7 protein-coding genes are annotated in these 18,098 nt (G+C 58.0%); 3 read left to right on the forward strand and 4 right to left on the reverse strand.

The genetic code is table 11. The annotated features are described in order from the left end of the window. Positions 1-3 precede the first annotated feature (3 nt). The 3 genes from MKJ04_RS03680 to MKJ04_RS03690 all read right to left on the reverse strand — a co-directional run bounded on the left by MKJ04_RS03680 (position 4) and on the right by MKJ04_RS03690 (position 11,447). Positions 4-3,717 (reverse strand): gliding motility-associated C-terminal domain-containing protein, encoded by a 3,714-nt coding sequence (locus MKJ04_RS03680; RefSeq protein ID WP_241639505.1) that lies wholly within the window; start codon positions 3,715-3,717, stop codon positions 4-6. 684 nt (positions 3,718-4,401) lie between these two features. Next, on the reverse strand, positions 4,402-4,821 hold the full coding sequence (locus MKJ04_RS03685) for an STAS/SEC14 domain-containing protein (protein ID WP_241639507.1): 420 nt from the start codon (positions 4,819-4,821) through the stop codon (positions 4,402-4,404). A gap of 260 nt (positions 4,822-5,081) precedes the next feature. Beyond that, entirely contained in the window at positions 5,082-11,447 is a 6,366-nt protein-coding gene (locus MKJ04_RS03690; RefSeq protein WP_241639508.1) for a T9SS type A sorting domain-containing protein, read from the reverse strand. 700 nt (positions 11,448-12,147) lie between these two features. Between MKJ04_RS03690 and MKJ04_RS03695 the strand changes: the two genes are divergently transcribed. The 3 genes from MKJ04_RS03695 to MKJ04_RS03705 all read left to right on the forward strand — a co-directional run bounded on the left by MKJ04_RS03695 (position 12,148) and on the right by MKJ04_RS03705 (position 15,888). Continuing rightward, positions 12,148-12,936 carry an alpha/beta fold hydrolase gene (locus MKJ04_RS03695; protein WP_241639509.1) on the forward strand — a complete coding sequence of 263 codons (789 nt, stop codon included), beginning with the start codon at positions 12,148-12,150 and terminating at the stop codon, positions 12,934-12,936. Between the two features lie 14 nt (positions 12,937-12,950). Further along, complete coding sequence (locus tag MKJ04_RS03700) at positions 12,951-14,993, forward strand: PAS domain-containing hybrid sensor histidine kinase/response regulator (RefSeq protein ID WP_241639510.1); 2,043 nt, start codon at positions 12,951-12,953, stop codon at positions 14,991-14,993. 142 nt (positions 14,994-15,135) lie between these two features. After that, complete coding sequence (locus MKJ04_RS03705) at positions 15,136-15,888, forward strand: hypothetical protein (RefSeq protein WP_241639511.1); 753 nt, start codon at positions 15,136-15,138, stop codon at positions 15,886-15,888. Between the two features lie 71 nt (positions 15,889-15,959). Here the strand turns inward: MKJ04_RS03705 and MKJ04_RS03710 are convergent, their stop codons facing one another. Then, complete coding sequence (locus MKJ04_RS03710; protein ID WP_241639512.1) at positions 15,960-18,089, reverse strand: ABC transporter substrate-binding protein; 2,130 nt, start codon at positions 18,087-18,089, stop codon at positions 15,960-15,962. Positions 18,090-18,098 lie beyond the last annotated feature (9 nt).

The raw sequence follows: 18,098 nt of genomic DNA on the forward strand, positions 1-18,098 counted from the left end.
AAATCAGCGGATGATGGTCACGTTCCCGGAAATCGGCTTTTCGGTACTGTTGAGGTAAATGATATAGTAATAGGTTGCCACCGGCAGCACTTCGCCGTTGTAGGTGCCGTCCCAGGGCACGTTATACCCTGCCGAGGAGCTGAAGATCCTGTTGCCCCACCGGTTAAACACCTCCACGCGCATCTCGGGGTAGTTCTCGTGGTTCTCGATCTCCCAGGTTTCGTTCACCTGATCGCGGTTGGGGGTAAAGGCGTTGGGCACGGTTATGGCCGGGATCACGGTCACGGTCACCTCGTCGGTGGCGGTACAGCCCTCTGCCGTGGTTACGGTCACGGTATAGGTGGTGGTCTCTTGTGGCGAGGCGATCGGCCGTGCCAGCGTCGGGTTGTTCAGCCCCTCGGCCGGTTCCCACAGGTACGTCACGCCGCCAGTTGCCCGCAACTCCGCCGTGCGGCCCTGTATGATGGTCACATCCTCGCCAGCGTCGGCCACGGGCTCCACAATGGTCACCGTCACCTCGGTGCGCGCCGCACTCATACATGTATTCGCGTTCACGGCCTGGGCATAATAGGTAGTGGTCTGCTGCAGGCTAGGCGTGGTAAAGATCGGCCCCACAAATATGGGTGCCCCGCCGGTGGGTGCGGTATACCACTCGATGGTGTTGCCGTTCGCGTTTGTCACTTCCAGCGTTGCCGACCCGTCCGGGCAGGCCCTGGCATCGCGTGTTGCCAGCACCGGGTTTTCGGGCAGCGGATTCACGGTTATCTCGATAGCCTCCGATGCCCTGGAGCATCCCTCGGAACTGACCACCCGCCTGAACCAGGTGTTCTGGGTAAGCGTGGGCGAGGTATAGTTGATGCCATCATTGGTGCCGGCAGCCGGGTTAAAGCCCGCTGTCGGGCCGCTTGTGCTGCTCTCCCAAAGGTAGGTATAGGTGCCGGTGCCGCCCGTCGGGGTGCTGCCCCGGAACGTCACTGTGGTCTGGCTGGCGCACACGGCAGGCTGATCGGCGGTGATGCTGTTGTTCTGGATGCCCTCGTTCACCTCTATCGTCACCACCTCGCTTGTGTTCGGCGTACAGTCTCCTGCCGTTACCACGCGGCGGTAAAAGGTGGTCTGGGCGATGTTGCCCGGGGTATAGCTCTGGCCGGTGTTGGTGCCCGCGGCCGCGGCAAACCCTCTGTCCGGGCCTGCCGTGCTGCTTTCCCAGAGGTAGGTATAAGTGCCGTTGCCGCCCGTCGGGGCCGACCCGGTGAGGGCCACGGGCGCTGTGCCGGTGCATACCTCCTGATCGTTGCCGATGGTGTTGTTGGCAATGGCCGGGAAGACGGTGATCTTGATCGGCTCAGAGTAAGCGGTGCAGCCCCCTGACGTCACGGCGCGGCGCACCCAGGTCTCGGGTTGGTTCAGGGCCCCTGCCGGGAAGGTATAGTTCTCGGTGTTGTTCGCGCCCGGTGCGGCCACAAAGCCCGCCGCCGGTCCCTCCGTGCTGATTTCCCAGAGGTAGGTATAAGGCCCTCCGGCACCGCCGGTAGGCCGCGAGCCGATCAGCGGGGCCGGGGTGTCGCCCTCGCATATTTCCTGGGCCGGGCTGATGGTGTTGGCGCTGGCAGGCACCGGGTCCACCGCAATGATGGCGACCACGTTGCTGGAGTCGGTGTTGCAGTTGCCGGAGAGCACCAGGCGCCGGAACCACGTGTTGGTCGTCACAGCCGCGGTGGGGGTATAGTTGATCGTGTTGTTCACGCCCGGCGCATCGGTAAACCCGGCACTCGGGCCGGTGGTGCTCAACTGCCAGGTATAGCTGTAGGGCACGCTGGTGTCGCCGCCCTCCGGCGTGCTGCCGGTAAGCTCGGCGGGCGTTTCGCCTTTGCAGACGTTGCGCGCCGGCTCCCCTTCAATGGTGTTGTTGGTGATGCCCGGCACCACGTCGATGGCAACAGGTGTTTTTGGGCCGATGCACTGGATGTTGTTTGCGGTGTCTATGGCGGCCACGTAATACGTGATGTCATCGGAGAGCGACGGCGTGGTGAACGAAGGGCCCACAGCCACAGGTATGGCAGCGGGAGCCTCAGACTCAAACCAGGCGTATATCGGGCCGGGGCCGGACGGCGTGAGCGTTACCGATTCGCCGGCGCAGACGGCACCCGGGGCCTGTATGGTAGGCGCGGCCGGCTGCTGCAGAATCACCACCTCCTGCGTGGGGGCGGGCTGCCCCTGGTAGATGGCGTTGGAGCTGCCGCACTCGTTCACGGCCTCTACCGCCACGGTATAGGTGCCGGGCCGGGTAAAGTCGTACGCAAACTGGAAGGTGTCGGAGTTGAACGTTCGGGTGGTGCTGGTCGGGCCGGTGATGGTGATGGTCACGGTCACGTTCTCGCCCAGGTTCTTGTCGATCATCAAGCCACCGCCCCCTGGAGCGCCGCCTCCGCCGCCAGCGCCACTGCTGCTGTAGTCAATAGTGGTGGGGCCGCACTCGGTCACGCTCGACGGGATCTGCACCTGTGGCCAGCCAACCACGATGCTCTGTGAGGTGGTGTCGGTGCCGCAGCCGTTCTCCACCACCAGCTCGATATTATATACCCCGGACTCATTAAAGATAAACACCGGGTCTGCGGCATCCAGCGAGCCGGACTGCAGGGTATACCCCTGATCTGGCTGCACCGACCATGTATAGGACAGGTTGCCTCCCGTGGAGCTGTCGGCGGGCGTAACCACCACGGGCACGCAGGGTGGCATCTGGGCTTCTTCCAGGCGCTCCTTCTTGTCGATGGTGAAGTTTGCCTTGGGCTCCTGGCTCAGTTTGTACACCTGCGTAAACTCCGCCGCGCAGCCGTTTTTGTTCACCGCCTGGATCTTGATCGGGTAGTTACCCAGCGTATCGTAGGCGGTCGGGTTTTTAATCGGGAAGTCGCTGTTGAGGTATGATTTGGTTTCCCCGTTGCCCCAATCCACAATGTAGCGGGCAATGTCGCCGAGGTAGGGCTCCTGGGTGGTATTGGTGATGGTGGCGAAGATGGCCGTGTCGGCGGGTGCCACGGTGTCGGGCAGGCAGATCTGGAAGTCGTTCGCTTCGGTGAAAGCCACGATGGGCTTCTGCTTCACGTTGATGGTCTGGCTGACGGTATCGGAGGCGCAGCCCTTCCTGCTTACGCCAAACACTTGTACCGTGAAGGAGGCAGTGCCTATTCCGGTAGAGTCATACATCTGCGTGATCGGATCAGTGCCTGTCGTGGATGCCGAGTTGCCGTTGCCGAAGTCCCATACATAGATCACGTCCGGGTCACCGTTTGGCACGTTAAACGTGAGCTGCGTGCCGGAGCAGATGGCCCCGGTGGGCGTCACGCTGAGCGTGGGGCGGCCCGGCGTGGGGTCTTGCACCACCGAGAACTGGCCCGACGTGATTGTGCCGGTGCAACTGGGCCCGGTAACCTCCACGGTATAGGTGCCCGGCACATTGGATGTATAGGTGGAGGAGGTGGCCCCGGTGATTGCGCTTCCATCAAGAAACCACTGGTGCGTATCCGGGGTGAAGTTATTGCCGGGCCTGGCGGTGAGGGTGATGCTCTCGCCCTGGCAAATGTTGGAGGCCTGCGCCGACTCAATCGAAACGGTGCAGGAGACGGTGCCTTGGGCATACGCCTGCCTCGTGCCCAAAAACAGAAAGCACAGCAGCAGGCTGCAGATGTATAAGTGCCTTTGTATAAGAAAGTGCATTAGGTTGCAGTTAAGGGTGAACTATAGGCTTCGTATCTCCAAGAGTATTACGCTATCTATATATTACATGGTTAAAAGCAGTTGTTCGGGTGCTGCAATGCACGAACCGGATAACGTCATAGCAAAGATATAAAATTACGCGTGCCAGCAAAGGCTTGCCAGCGGCAGCGCTTCACCCCACTTTATTGTTGAAACCTTAAAAAGGTTACAAAGTAACTTTATATTTTATCACGCCTGAATATTTAACGTACTGACGCTTTGCAAATTGCATTTAGAAGCGTTCTCTAAAAATAAAGTCTGGGGAGAGAATAGTGTTCGTATACAGTTGCTTTTACTGGAAAAAGCAGGCGGAGAGCCTCGAAAATTTGCACTGGAAAAGGACGGAAAATAAATTTGTACGTCAGGCCTAGGCAGCCCTTCAGTGTACGCCCCATGTTGCCTGCGGGCCTGGCTGGCCTACGGGTGCGCCAGCACGTTGCGCAAGCGCCCAAAGAAATGCGGTGCCGGCAGGCACGGTATAAAATGCAGGGGGCGTGGTGCGGTTTTATGGCCAGGCAGGGGCCAACCGGAAGCGGCTGCCGCGTGCTGGCTTGGTATAGGGTATGGAACAGGCCCAGGTGGCGGCCCTCACAGGAATACGCTGCCTCCGCAAAGAGACAGGAAGGGCCGCCACCACGCTACAGGCTACTGCCCTAACGGAACCGAGAATTGTTGAAGCCAGCTTTTCGCGGTTCCCATGTCATCAAACGTCTTCACCTCAAATGCGATGGAGTTCTGGTAAAACTCCATCGCGGTGGACTCCGCAAATGACTCGGGCGTGGTGATCATGGCGAAGTGCTTCAGGCCGGCTCTGGCCGCCTGCGGAGCCCACTCCTCCAGCACCCATTCCAGCGAATGCCCCCAGGAGCCCACGATAAGGCGTGTGTCGTTCAGCACGCAGGTATACCCCGCATTCGCCAGTTCTGCGGTATAGGCCGCAGCGCCTGTTTTAATGTTTTCAGCTGTCAGATACCCCATCCAATTCACATGGACCCATTTGTTAGTTTTATCCACTTCAATCGTGAGGTATACCCGCCCAAATGCGTTTATTAGTTCGCGTGTCATTTTTAAGATTAGGTTATCGCAAATTTACTAAATATGCCTGTACTATTCACTGTAAGTTTACCGCTGCCACAACCCGTGCGCTTTCTGCCGCATGCCAGGGCGGGGCATGCAAGCCAAAAAAACAGCTACTCCGAGCCCCTTCCAGACCCAGAGTAGCTGTTGGCACTTGCCTTTGCAAGTAGCGGCTCGCCAAGGCAAAACAGATCGCTTTAACTCCCCCTCACTCCCTCCCGAAATGTGGGGTGCAGCAGGCGCAAGGCTTAGTTGCGGATGAAGCTAATGCCCTGCCATACACCTGTTCCCTGAATGCGCAGCACATACTTGCCGCGTGGCAGGCTGCTCACGTCTATTCGCTGCTCGATACCGCTGTTCAGCTCCAACTGCTGCAGCGTGCGCCCATCCATCCCGATAACCGAGACGTTATACCTGCCCGCTGGCAGATGCCCCATGTTCAGGGTAGCTATACCGTCTGTCGGGTTAGGGTATATTATCGCCTTAGGCTCCGGGGCTTTCCCGGCATGCGCAACGGAAACAAAGATAATGCCACTGTATGCAAAAGTGCCGTTTTCATCTACCTGCTTCAGGCGGTAGTATACTGTGCCGGCAGGGGTCGCCGCGTCGGGCAGCGAGTAGTGCAGCAGGGTTGTGCTGTTTCCGGCGCTTTTCACGGTGCCCGCCACCACAAAGTTCTTGCCGTCTGTGCTGCGCTCCACGACAAAGTGGTCGCTGTCTTTCTCGCTGGCCGTTGCCCAGGTGAGGAGCACGCCCTGACTGCCGGATTTGGCCGCGAACTTCACTAGCGTGACCGGCAGCGGCGTTACAGTCTGCGCGTCGCGGAAACTGTACTCGTTGCGCTCGTTTTTCTGAAGCGCCGCCGGCCTCCCCCCTGTGTTTGTGTCCAGCAGGTCCACCACGCCGTCGTTGTTGGAATCGTAGTAATGCGCGCTGCTAGGGCTCAGGTACGCCAGCCTGTTGCTTTGCTTCTCCAGCCAGTCCGGTGTCTTGTTTTTGTTAGTGTCCTGGGGGGTATAATACCCTTTGGCCATACCGGCCTCGAACCGCTCTGCCCGGGCCACCATGTCGTTCAGGGACGTACCGTCCTGGTCGTCGTCGAAGGCCTCTTCAAAGTCAGGCGTCAGGTCATCGTCGCTGTCCAGGTCGAGGTAGTCGGGCACGCCGTCTGCGTCGGTGTCCACGGGTGTGATCGCCTTGCCCCCGTTGTCTGGGTCGTAGGCATCGTTTATACCGTCCCGGTCTGTGTCTACCTGCGCCTTGTTGATGAAGCCTGCCGTTGACTGCCCCTCCACGTTGTCCAGTATCCCGTCGTTGTCCGCATCGAGGTCCAGAAAATCCTTGAAGGTGTCTTCATCAGTGTCTGGCATGGCAAAGATAGTCACGCCGCTGTTATTTTCGGTTTGCGCCGCTACCGGCATGCCGTTGCCGCTCACTGCCCCCGTGATGGTGCCACTGTTTGCACTGTAAATTCCGCCGGCGGGCACTTTGCCGCCGTTTGCCTCCAGCACGTTGGTGATCCCGTCTCCGTCCATGTCAGCGTCCAGCGAGTTGATGCGGCCGTCCATGTCCAGGTCGAACACGTCGTTGATGCCATCGTTGTTCTGATCGCGGTACGCGCCGTATACCGGGTGCACGAAATCCAGGTCGTGGTAGTTCAGGTCACCGTCGTTGTCGGCATCGCCAAGGGGGTCCACGCCGTTTCCGGAAATCACATCGGTGATGCCGTCGTTGTTGTCGTCTATGTCGTCGCGGTCATTCACGCCGTCGTTGTCCCAGTCCTGGCTGATGGTGAAATTCACAACCGTTTGGGTCTTGCCACCCGCCTCATCCACCGTTTCGATAGTGAGCGAGTAGCTGCCGGGCTTCAGCAGGTGCTTGTCTCTCACCAGCAGGGTTCCGTTCGGGCGCAGCTCTGTGCCCGCAGGCAACGTGCCCCCCACGATCGCTGCGTTCTCAATCGCCCCGTCCGGGTCTGTGAATGTGGCGATGGCCTCGCCCGTCGCGAATGCCAGGTAGTGCCTGCCTGTCACGAGCTGCTGCAGAGCAGCGGGCCTGTCAGTCGGGGTAAGGCTGACGCTTGCCGTGTTGTTGCCGTTGGCGGTATTGCCCCCGTTCACGTCGTGCTCATTCCCGGCTGTTTTGTAGGCGGTGCTCGTTTGCGTGCCCGACGAGGTTGGCGTTACCTGAAAAGTGAGCGTACGGGTTTGGTTTAGGCTGAGCCCGCCCACAGTCCACACGCCGGTCGCAGCGTCGAAGCTGGTGCCTGCCTCCGGCGCCTCGCTGCCCGCCACCAGTTTCAGCCCGGCCGACAGCATGTTTTGCAGCGCCACGCCCGTGGCGGCGTCTGGGCCCAGGTTTTTGGCCGTAACGGTCACTGTGTACTTCCCGCCAATGTAGTATGGCCCTGCCTGCAGCGTGCTGGCAACGGAAATATCAGCGGAAGCATTGGCCTGCAGGCTTGCCGACTGGCTGTTGTTGGCGTTGTTGCTGTCATACTCGTTCGCGGTGTTAACAGATGCCGTGGTGGTATAACTGGCGGCAGCCGTCGGCTTAACGGTAAGGGTAAGCGTTTTTTTGTTCGCGCTTCCCGGCAGCAGGTCTGTGCCCAGGCTCCATACCCCGGTGGCGGCATCATACGTGCCGGCATCGGTGGTATAGCTAACAAGGCTCAGCCCGGCAGGCAGCTTGTCCAGTACCGTTACGCCTGTCGCGGCGTCGGGGCCGTTGTTAAGCACTTGCACCGTGAAGGTGGCGGGCTGGCCATTGTAATAAGGCCCGGCCGCCACTGCGTTGGTTACCTGCAGGTCTGCCACGGGCACCACTTTCAGAAACACTATCGCTTTGTCGTTCTGCGTGTTCGGGTCATACTGATCCTGCGACACCTTCTGCCCGCCCAGGTTCAGGCGGCCCACCGTGTTGGGGATGCCCTTTATCACCAGCGTTTTTGATTCTCCCGGATTAAGGACAGGGATGCGCCACAAGCCGTCTGCGGTAGTGTAAGTCGTGCCGCCAGAGGCAACCGGCACCGCCGTGAACGTGATCGTGCCCGTGCGGGTGTCCTGTCCCATCAGGTTGGTGAGCACGTCGGGCCCGTCGTTTGTCACCGTGAAAGTAAAGGTGGCCTCCGTGATGTTGTGGTAGAATACCCCGCTCACATCGCCCGTCACCACCATGCTGGCCCTGGCATCGGCTGCCTTCTTCACTACCACGTCCACGGATGCCTCATCCGGGTTTGTATTGGCGCCCTGCGACTCGGCCAGCGAAAGGCCGTTTGCCGTAAAGCGGTAATTTTTGTCTCCGGTCACCGTGTTGTCCGGGTTTGGCCTCACGACCAGAATCAGCTCTGTAAAGGCACCCGAAGCGAGCTTCCCGATGTCCCATTTGCCGGTGCCGGCAGTATACGTCCCGATTTTAGGGGTGGCGCTTACCAGTGTCATGCCCGCCGGCACGAGTGCTGTCAGCGAGAGGCTGGTAGCGGCGTCAGGGCCCGTGTTGGTCGCCCTCGTCGTAAAGCTTACCTCCTGGCCGGTATAGGTGCTGGCCGCCGACGCACTGACCTCCACCTTTACGTCTGCCGTTACGGTGCCTGAGCCAGAGCGTATGGAGTTGGAGGCGCTGTTGTTGCCGTTCACGTTGTCAAACTCGGTATGCGTCTGCGTGGCCGTCGTGGTGATAACCGCGCTCTGGTTGATGGTCGCGTTCAGGGTAAGCGTGGCCGATGCCCCGTTCGCCAGGTTCCCCACGGTCCACTTGCCGTCGGCGGCTGTGTATACCCCCGTGGTGGCGGAAGCGCTAGTAAAGGTGAGGGAGGCGGGCAATTTGTCGGTCACGACCACGCTGGTGGCTGCACTGGGGCCGTTGTTTGTCACCACCACGGTATAGGTCACGGCGTCGCCGTTGGCATACGCTGCCTTTACCGGCGCAATGGTGTTGGTAACGGCCACGTCGGCCGTCGGGCCCACCGTAACAGACGAAGAAGCGCTGTCGTTGCCCGGCACGCCATCGTTTTCGGTATGGGTTTGCGAAGAGCTTATCCCGAACGTGCCTACGGCGGTGGCCCTGGCCTGCAGGGTCAGGGTATGGGTGCCCCCCACCGGGATCGTGCCCACGCTCCAGGTGTTGTTGGCAGCGTTAAAAGTCCCCGCTGTCACGCTGTTGCCCACAATGGTCAGGCCGCTCGGCACAGCGTTCGCCAGCACCACGTTCGTGGCGTTGTTCGGGCCGTTGTTGGTGGCGGTAATGGTAAATGTAACCACCTGGTTCTGGTTTGTGGTGCTGCTCGAAACGGCGCTTGCCACGGCCACATCGGCCGTTGGGTTCACGGTGATGGTGTTCGAGGAGATGTTGTTGCTGCCGTTCTCGTCCAGCTGAAAAGCGTCCCGACTGTTCAGGTAAGCTGTCGTGGTGATGGTACCCTGACTGGTCACGCGGGCATTCAGCACCAGCGACTTTGTGCCGTTCAACGCCAGGTCGCCTACCGTCCAGACGCCAGTCGTGGCAGTATACCCTGCGGGCACCGTTCCCTCCAGCTTCAGGCCGCTTGGCAGCAGGTCCGTCACGGCCACGCCGGTGGCCGCATTCGGGCCCAGGTTTTTCACCGTGATGGTATAAGGCACCAGGTCGCCGTTGTTGTAAGTGGTTTGCGGCACCGTGTTCTTCACCTCAATGTCAGCAGAAGCGACCACGCTGATAGTGACGGCGGCTGAGTTATTGGCGGCATTGTCATCCGCCTCGTTGGATGCCTTGGTGGCCATGGTGGTGATGGAGCCGAGCACTTTCGGCTGCGCGGTTATGGTCAGCGTTTTGGACGCACCCACTGCCAGCGCCCCGATGGTCCAGAGGCCGGTGCCACTGTTGTAGGCCGCCGCGTCCGACGAGCTGATAAACTGCAGCTTGGCGGCATCCAGCAAACCCGTCACCGTTACGCCCGTCGCGGCCACAGGGCCGTTGTTGGTTACGGTGAGGGTATAGGTGAGCGGCTTCGCCAGTGTATACGGCCCAGCCGAAACGGTCTGCGTCACGCCCACATCGGCGCTGCAGTCGTAGGTAAACGCCTGCGATTGGGTAGCGGAGTTGGTATACCCGTAGGTCCAGGTGTTCACCAGCTTCAGGTCGCCGGCCAGCGCGTTTGTAGTGGGGTGGCCCCAGCTGTGCGCCCCGCTTGATGAGGACACCCCGAACAGCTCGGTTTGCGGAGCGGGGAAGGCCGTGGTCGAGAGGTTGGAGTCGTCCCAATACAGCTCTCCGTTATAGTTGGAGCCAGCCACCGGGCGCACATCCTCCACCCTGAAGCCGCCCACGTTCATCTCGGCGTCCCATACCGGGAAGTGTATGGGCGAGGCGGCGTTTTTAAAGTAGTAGGTTACCGTAGCGCCTTTGGCCACCTTGTTCCCCTTGCCGTCCAGACCGTTCCACTCCACGCTTTTGTTGCCTTTCGGCCCGTTCAACTCCAGCAGCACGTCGGTGGTGCCTGCCTGGTAGCCCGCCGTTCCGTTTTGCTCTACCAATACCAGAAACGTGCTCCGCTCGCTGCTGTAGGTGTTGAAGGTGGCTTTGCCGCCCCCAGTGTTGGTGTTGCAGGCCGTCACCACGCTTACGTTAAAGGTAGGCGCGGTGGCGCTGGGCCAGATGGCCGGGTCCGGGTTGTTCACGAAGTTGTTGAACTCCGGGTAGTCTTTCTGCGCATTCTGGCTCTTGCGCCGCGCCTCCACCGTGGCACCCACCGACGTGTCGGAGCCATTGCGGTTGGTCACGAAGCGGAAGAAGTTCTGCGGCGCGATGCCCGCCAGCTCCAGCTTCTTCACAAAGTACTTGTCCGCCTGGTCCTCACTCGGTATCAGGGGGAACATGTTGAAGGTTTTGGAGAAAACGTTACCAGTGCCTCCCGCCGAGAAAGACCACAGCTTAGCGTATAAGCGGCCCGGCTTTTCAACCTTGCTGCCATCGTATACCGAGAAGTCCCAGAAGTCATACACCGAGAAGCGCTGCCCCTCCGACATGGCGTTTTCGCCGGTTTGCGTGAACTCGAAATAGTAGTCCCGCGCCTCGCCGGAGGCCGCCGGGTTGGCCACGCTCAGGCTTTTGTAGCCGCCTGTGCCGTATTTGTAAACGGGGCCGATAGAGGCCTGGGAGGCATCCTCAATCACGCCGCTCTGCCCATTCTGCAGGAGCATGTGCCGGGTGGAGTTGGTGTTGCGCGCAAGCGTGGTGGAGCCTACCGTTACCTCGGAGCCGTCCGGCTTGCGGTAGCGTACCGTGATGATCAGGTCGCCCTGGTTGCCGGAACCCTGGTCGTGGGCGGTGCGGTGCACTCCGTAGTGCAGCTGCTCGCCGGGCAGCACCCGCACATACAGGCGGTGATCTTTGGAGTAGGTGGCACCGTTGTAGTTGTAGCCCGCGGGCTTCAGGAAACTCAGTGAGGTGGTGGATACCCCTGTCTGGCTCGGGAAGTTGGCATCGTGCGCCAGGTATCCGGCGCGGGTGTTGTTGTGGTCCGTCAGGGTTGTCGGCGACCCTGGGGTGTTAGGGGTAAGCTGTTTTGATCCTTCCGCCAGCGCAAGGATCGGCATCATCCATACCAGGAGGAGCCCGAGGCGCAAAGTTATTTTCATGAGTTGGTCAATAAAGCCGAGAAGACAGCTCTGTCAGGGCAGGCTTTTTTCGTTGCTTCTCACCCTGCATTTCTCAACCCACGTACCATATTTAAGACAATGCCAGCCTTCCGGAGGCCTCTTGGGATATTTGTACACACCTGCTGGCATAATGGGAATATTTTTATTTGTTTTATACTATATTTTTACTATATACTTATACTTAAATTTAAGTATTATTTCCTCCGCCAGGCTTGCCCGCCTCTTTCACGAACGTAGGCTTATTTAAGGATTCCCAAATCTGGAATTCGCTTGTATTCTATGCCCCAAAACGGTACTTTTGACCATTGCCGGCAGCTATACCCATCTTCTTCACAAAATACTTGTCACACAATTTTGTAAGCCCGGCACGTTATAAACTTATGGAAGCAGGTAGCCAGCATGCAGGCAGGTATATAACAGCTATTTGCCGACTGGGCTGGAAAAAGGTGAAATGCCGTATCCCTGAGGTATAAATACTGGACACAATTTCGCCGGAAAGCTGAACCGCTCTGCTGCATCAAACGCTTACCGAGGCTAATCGGCTCATTGTCACGTTGCGGCAATAGCAACATTTTACTAAAAAGTGTTAGCCAATAGTGAAAAGGCGTATAAAAGCGGTCGAATTATTGCGGCGATTTAAGATTGCCGAATTCTCATTGTCAAACTTAAAACTAGTCTGATGCGTGTTACCGAAAGAAACAATGTGAATGTGCGGGGCACTGGGGAGAAAGCCCTGATTTTCGCCCACGGCTTTGGCTGCGACCAGAACATGTGGCGCTTCGTTACCCCAGCGTTTGAAGACACCCATAAAATTGTACTTTTCGACAATGTGGGAGCCGGAAAATCAGACAGTTCCGCCTATAACAAGCTGAAATATGAGACGTTGCAAGGCTACGCCGACGATGTGCTCGAAATTTGCGAGGCACTGGAATTGGAACGGCCTGTTTTTGTGGGGCACTCCGTTAGCTCCATGATTGGGGCACTTGCCGCCATACAGGCGCCTGAGATGTTTGAAAAGCTGATTATGGTCGGGCCATCGCCCTGCTACATCAACAAAGAAGATTATATAGGCGGGTTCTCGCAGGAGGATATCCTGGAGCTGCTCGAGTCGCTGGACAGCAACTACCTGGGCTGGTCTACAGCGACGGCACCCGCCATCATGGGCAACCCAGACCGCCCCGAGCTGGGCGAAGAACTCACAAACAGCTTTTGCCGGACCAACCCCGAGATCGCCAAGCACTTTGCGCGCACAACCTTCCTGTCGGACAACCGCGCCGACCTGAAGAAGCTCCAGACGAAGTCGCTGATCCTGCAATGCTCTGACGATATGATTGCCCCCGTGGAAGTGGGAGAGTTTGTGCACCGCAACGTTGCAGACAGCGAGATGATCCTGCTGGAGGCAACGGGCCACTGCCCAAACTTAAGCGCACCCGAGGAGACGATCGCCGCCATCAAATCATTCCTATAAGTTGAAAGAGCCGCATGCGAAAAGGAGACCACTCATACCGGATGGACCACAAAGGCCTGATAGAGGAAAGCGCTGAAGACCTATACGAGAATGCTCCCTGCGGCTATCTTTCCACGCTGCCCAACGGGCTTATCGTAAAGGCCAACAAAACGTTTCTGAAGTGGATGGGGTATGCGGCGGAAGAGTTGCTATACCAAAAAAAGTTTCAGGACCTGCTGCCGATCGGGGGCAGGATGTACTACGAAACGCATTATGCGCCATTGCTCCGGATGCAGGGCTTCGTGACGGAAATCAACTTCGACCTCAGGAGGAAAAAGAGACAGTTGCTGCCCGTTTTAGTGAACACCACCCAGTTGAAGGACGAAAACAGCAAGCCAATCCTCAACCGCACGACCGTTTTCAACATCACCGACAGGAAAGGGTATGAGAAAGAGTTGCTGCGGGCAAAGAAGCAGGCCGAGGAGGCGACCAGGATAAAGGCGGAGTTCCTCTCCACCGTGAGCCACGAGATTCGCACCCCGATGAACGCCATCATCAGCATTGCCAACCTCCTGCTGGAAACCAACTATACCCAGGAACAGAGCCAGTACCTGAGCACCCTGAAAGCCTCTTCCGAAAACCTGCTCCACCTGATAAACGACATCCTCGATTTCAGCAAACTTGAGTCGGGCAAGGTGGCGCTGGCAGAGCGGGAGGTGGACCTGAAGGAGCTTGTCACCTCGCTGCTTCATGGTGTGCGCATTGCCGCCCAAGACAAAGGGCTTGCCCTGAAACTGGCCATCGACAAAGACATGCCTCCCCGCGTGCTGGGAGACCCCGTGAAGATCGGGCAGGTGCTCACGAACCTGCTCGGCAATGCGGTCAAGTTTACGGAGCGCGGCTCTGTGTCGCTGGAGCTGGAGTTGGAAGAGCTGACGGACAAAGAGGCGGTGATCTCGTTTTGCGTGGAGGATACCGGCATCGGCATTCCGAAAGACAAGCTGGAGAAGGTGTTTGAGGAGTTTGCGCAGGCAGATTACGACATCAACCTGAGGTATGGCGGCACGGGGCTGGGGCTTTCCATCAGCCGAAAGCTACTCGCGCTCTATGGCAGCAAGCTTACCGTGAAAAGCCAGGAAGGGCAGGGCTCGACGTTCTGCTTCGCTCTGCGGCTCAAACTGGGGCAAGCCGCCCCGGCTTTGCCAAACGACACGGCGGCAGGGCACGAGCCCGATGTGGCCGGCGTAAAGCTGCTGCTGGTAGAAGACAACGCCGTGAACGTGATGGTCGTGACGAAATACTTTGAGAAGTGGGGGGTTGACTTTGACGTGGCCACAAACGGTGTGGCGGGAGTGGCAAAGGTGATGGAGCAGGACTATGACCTGGTGCTCATGGACCTGCACATGCCCGAAATGGACGGCTACGAAGCCACGGCTAAGATCCGCAGCCTCCCCGAAAGCAAGTACAAGCAGTTGCCCATCATTGCGCTGTCGGCCTCAACTGAAAAGGACTTTGCCGAAGAGATGGCCGGGGCTGGCATCAACGACTTTATCAGCAAGCCTTTTAACGCAACCGAGCTCCGCAACAAAATTGCGCATTACGCTTACGCTGCCACCAAAGGGCTGCCATACCATACCACCTTTACAGGACAGCAGCCTATGCCCACGGCACACACACCACTACAAAACCCCGACGGCCCAGCTTACGACTTAAGCACCTTCGAAGAGCTTTTGGGCGAGAATGAGGCAGACCTGGAAGAACTGGTTAAGATAACCATCCGGAATTTTGAGGTTTTCCAGGGGAAATTTCAGGCTGCGCTTGTCTCCCGAAATCTGGAGGACTACAAGTTTTCCTGCCACAAGATTACCGTGACCTTGGGGCTGCTGAACGCCTGGAGGCTGCAGCACGCAATCACGCAGGGGAAAGACTTGCTGGAGGAAGCCGCCACTACAGCAGACCAAAAGCCACTCGACGAAATAGCCAAGGCCATTCATCTGGAGTTTGACGTATTGCTCGCAGGCCTGAACGCAACGCTTCTGCATCGCTGGAACCAGACCGACACACCTGATACGCCCTGAGTTGCCGCCTGCAGATGCGCTGAAAAAGAACGCCTTTCCGTCTTATACCCTGGCATACGACTCCCCTCACGGCTATTCGGTTGCTCGCTTTTACCGTATGTAAGAGCCAGTGCCTTTTGCATACCCCGTAGCCACTTTTACTTTGGAAAACCTGAGGAACCTGGCCGTATGGCTCGTCGTTTTTTCTGTGCTGCAGCAGCATGTTGCGCAAGGGCAGGATAGTGTGGCCACAGCACCAGTACCAGTACCAGAGACAGCAAGCGGATTCTTAGATTTCAATGGGTATTACGACACCCGGGATTTTAGCGTCATGACCATAAATGCCCTGGCCCGGCTGCAGCACGGGTTCGAGTACTTTTCGCTCACCAATTTTCAGGGGGCCAAAGGCACCTCAGACCTCTCGGGGTTCTATACCGAACAGAATTTGCGCTGGGCCCCGAGCCGGGCGCTGCCCCTCAGCCTGACGGCGCAGTGGGTCATCCGGGCGGGCGACAGCAACGACAACCTGTTTCTGGGCTTTATCTGGCGCCCCACCGACATGCCCAAACTGGCCCCTATCTTCCGTAAGATACATTTATACTATTTCACCAACTTCCATCTGGTAGGCCTGAGCGAGGCACACAGCATCCGGTACCTGCCGCAGCTTGAGCACGTGTACAGGCTGGACCTCCTCCCGAAGGCGCTGCCCGGCCGCCTCTATCTGGCGGGCTTTGCAGACCAGAACATCTCTTACCACGAACATGGCAGGGTGTCTTTTAAGTGGGTGACGGAGCATCAGCTTGGCGTGATGGTCCTGAGGCACTTTTACGCAGTGGTGGAGTATCGGCTGAACGAAAACCTGCCGGCTGAGAGCCAGGGGGTAGGCTTTGGGCTTCAGTATGTCATTACCTATTAGCGGGGCTCAACACTCCGAATCATACCCCTTTCACATACCTCCCCGGCATACCTCTACCACAAGTGCCGCTGCTACGCCGACGCCACGAAGATGGTGAACGCGATCAGGATGAGCGGAAAGATGTATAGCTGGTACGCCCTGGCCAGTTTGTTTTCTGCGTCGTGCTTTTTCCTGCGCACATACCTCAGGATGGACGTTCCGATCAGGGAGGTGATCATCAGGTACGTGAAAATGAAGATCCTGTCGGAGATGGTGGCGTATTCCATCTCGGGCTTGTAGGCCGAGAAGTACAGGGCGATGGAAGCAAGCAGGGACGTGACCTGAATCGCCTCCAGGGTCTCGAACTTATACATCGGGATGTATACCGAAAAGTACGTGATCACCAGTATCACGAGCAGCGGCGTCAGTATCTTCAGAACAAAGTCCACGCGCGCTCTTTTCAGGATGTATATATAGCTGAAATTATAGAACGGCAACGCCTGCTGATACTCCTCCAGCGGGTTGATGAAACTGATGATATCCTGATTGTAGCCCACAAAGTGATCGATTAGCTTCCAGCCGCCGGAGTCGAAAACCGAGTCGCGGAGCGCCGCCACGGGAGGCTGGATCAGGAAAGGCTGCAAGGCGCTGCCGGGCTGGAAGGAGATAATGAACTTCTGCTGGTCGAACGGGTAATTGCGCAGGTCTGGGTCAAACAGGAACTTCCCGGACACTTTGTAAAGACTGCTATACATAGCGGTCTTGTTGGCCGGTCTCTTACTCCGCACCAGCTTAATGTCGAGCAGGCGCGCGTGGCTTGTCTCGCTGCGGGCCGCGTTCGTAAAATCTATCTGGTCGATGGAGAAGGGGCTGCTGGAAAAAAGCTCGAAGTAGAAGTTGGCGTAAAAGGTGCCTTCCGTATCCTGCACCTGGTCTATCTGCACCAGATCAATGTGGGTATAGATAACCGGGATTTCGCGCAGCGTGTCTTCCACAAAAATCACCTGCTCGGGGGCCAGCACATGATGCGTCAGGTTGCTGGGTTTCCAGGCCAGGAAAACGCTACCTGCCCCGGACTTGGTATCCATAAAATACCAGTCGGCATACCAGCCCCTGTAAATTTGCTTGCCGCCGATATAGTTGTGCAGCCCCTGCACGGTGTTTTCCCGGATAGTGGCCGGAGACGTGTCCTGCTTTGATTTGGCCGCCTCCACCATCATGCCAATGGCATCGGCGAAGCGCGCCCCGAACGAGAGCTGAAACTCCAGTTCTTCGCTGTAGTCCAGGTCGTTTCGCAGCGACAGGATCACCTCCTGCAGGCGCAGGTTTAACGCGCCCGACACGCCCGCGATGTTGATGTCGTACATCTCTTCGATTTCCTGGCCCTGCGCGTGCGCCAGCGACTCTACAAACCCCGCATCGCCGAGCCCCACGAAAACAGGGACCTTCAGGCCAGCCCGCTGCAAGCCCAGGATAATGGCGGTGGCCGCCCCGGACTCTATGGACACCAGCAGAAAATCCGTTTCCCTGGCCATCAGCTCTTTCGCCACGGCACCCAGCTCGGCGTCGGTAAAGGCGTGATCCAGCGGGTAGTGGTATGTATCCACCACCTGAAAGTCAGGGTTCTCGGCTGCAAGGTCCTGCATGCGCTGCAGCAAAGCCAGCGAGTACAGGTCTCCGTCTTTGCCGATATAGGCGGCCCGCTTAAACTTCTTCTTCAGCAGATACTGCAGTACCGTGCCCTGCTCCTTGATTCCGTTTTCAGCGGTAAACATACTGGGGTATTTGTCAAAAAGGGGCGTTAAGGCATATTCCCCGATAAACGGGACCCCTTTCGGGCCGATCAGCGCGGATATCGCGTACGCCCGCGACGAGCTCCAGCAGCCTACATAGCCAAGCAGGTGCGGGTCGTCAATCGTTTCCTTCACCTTCTGATAGGCAATCTCAGCGTTGCTTTTATCATCCAGATACAGCACCCTTAGCTCCCGGCCGGCCACACCGCCCGCGGCGTTAATCTGCTTTACCTTCTCCCCAATGATAAAGTAGATCGCCTCCAGGTCTTCCTGGCTCAGCTCAACAGAGTTCAGGATCACCCCGATGGTATAATAATCCTGAAATTTTGTGAGGGAGAAAATCCTGTTCCGGAACAAAAACACCGCGAGAAGAAGCGTGCATGCCAGCAGCAGCAAAAGGACTTTATGCGACGCGGTTTTGAAAGGCATAGCTACAGC

This window comes from Pontibacter sp. E15-1 (assembly GCF_022601975.1).
In the GTDB taxonomy this organism is placed as follows: domain Bacteria; phylum Bacteroidota; class Bacteroidia; order Cytophagales; family Hymenobacteraceae; genus Pontibacter.

Excerpts from the sequence above, each read along its gene's own strand:
- MKJ04_RS03695 (WP_241639509.1), top strand. The coding sequence starts at position 12,148 with ATGCGTGTTACCGAAAGAAACAATGTGAATGTGCGGGGCACTGGGGAG.
- MKJ04_RS03680 (WP_241639505.1), bottom strand. The coding sequence starts at position 3,717 with ATGCACTTTCTTATACAAAGGCACTTATACATCTGCAGCCTGCTGCTG.
- MKJ04_RS03700 (WP_241639510.1), top strand. The coding sequence starts at position 12,951 with ATGCGAAAAGGAGACCACTCATACCGGATGGACCACAAAGGCCTGATA.
- MKJ04_RS03710 (WP_241639512.1), bottom strand. The coding sequence starts at position 18,089 with ATGCCTTTCAAAACCGCGTCGCATAAAGTCCTTTTGCTGCTGCTGGCA.
- MKJ04_RS03690 (WP_241639508.1), bottom strand. The coding sequence starts at position 11,447 with ATGAAAATAACTTTGCGCCTCGGGCTCCTCCTGGTATGGATGATGCCG.
- MKJ04_RS03685 (WP_241639507.1), bottom strand. The coding sequence starts at position 4,821 with ATGACACGCGAACTAATAAACGCATTTGGGCGGGTATACCTCACGATT.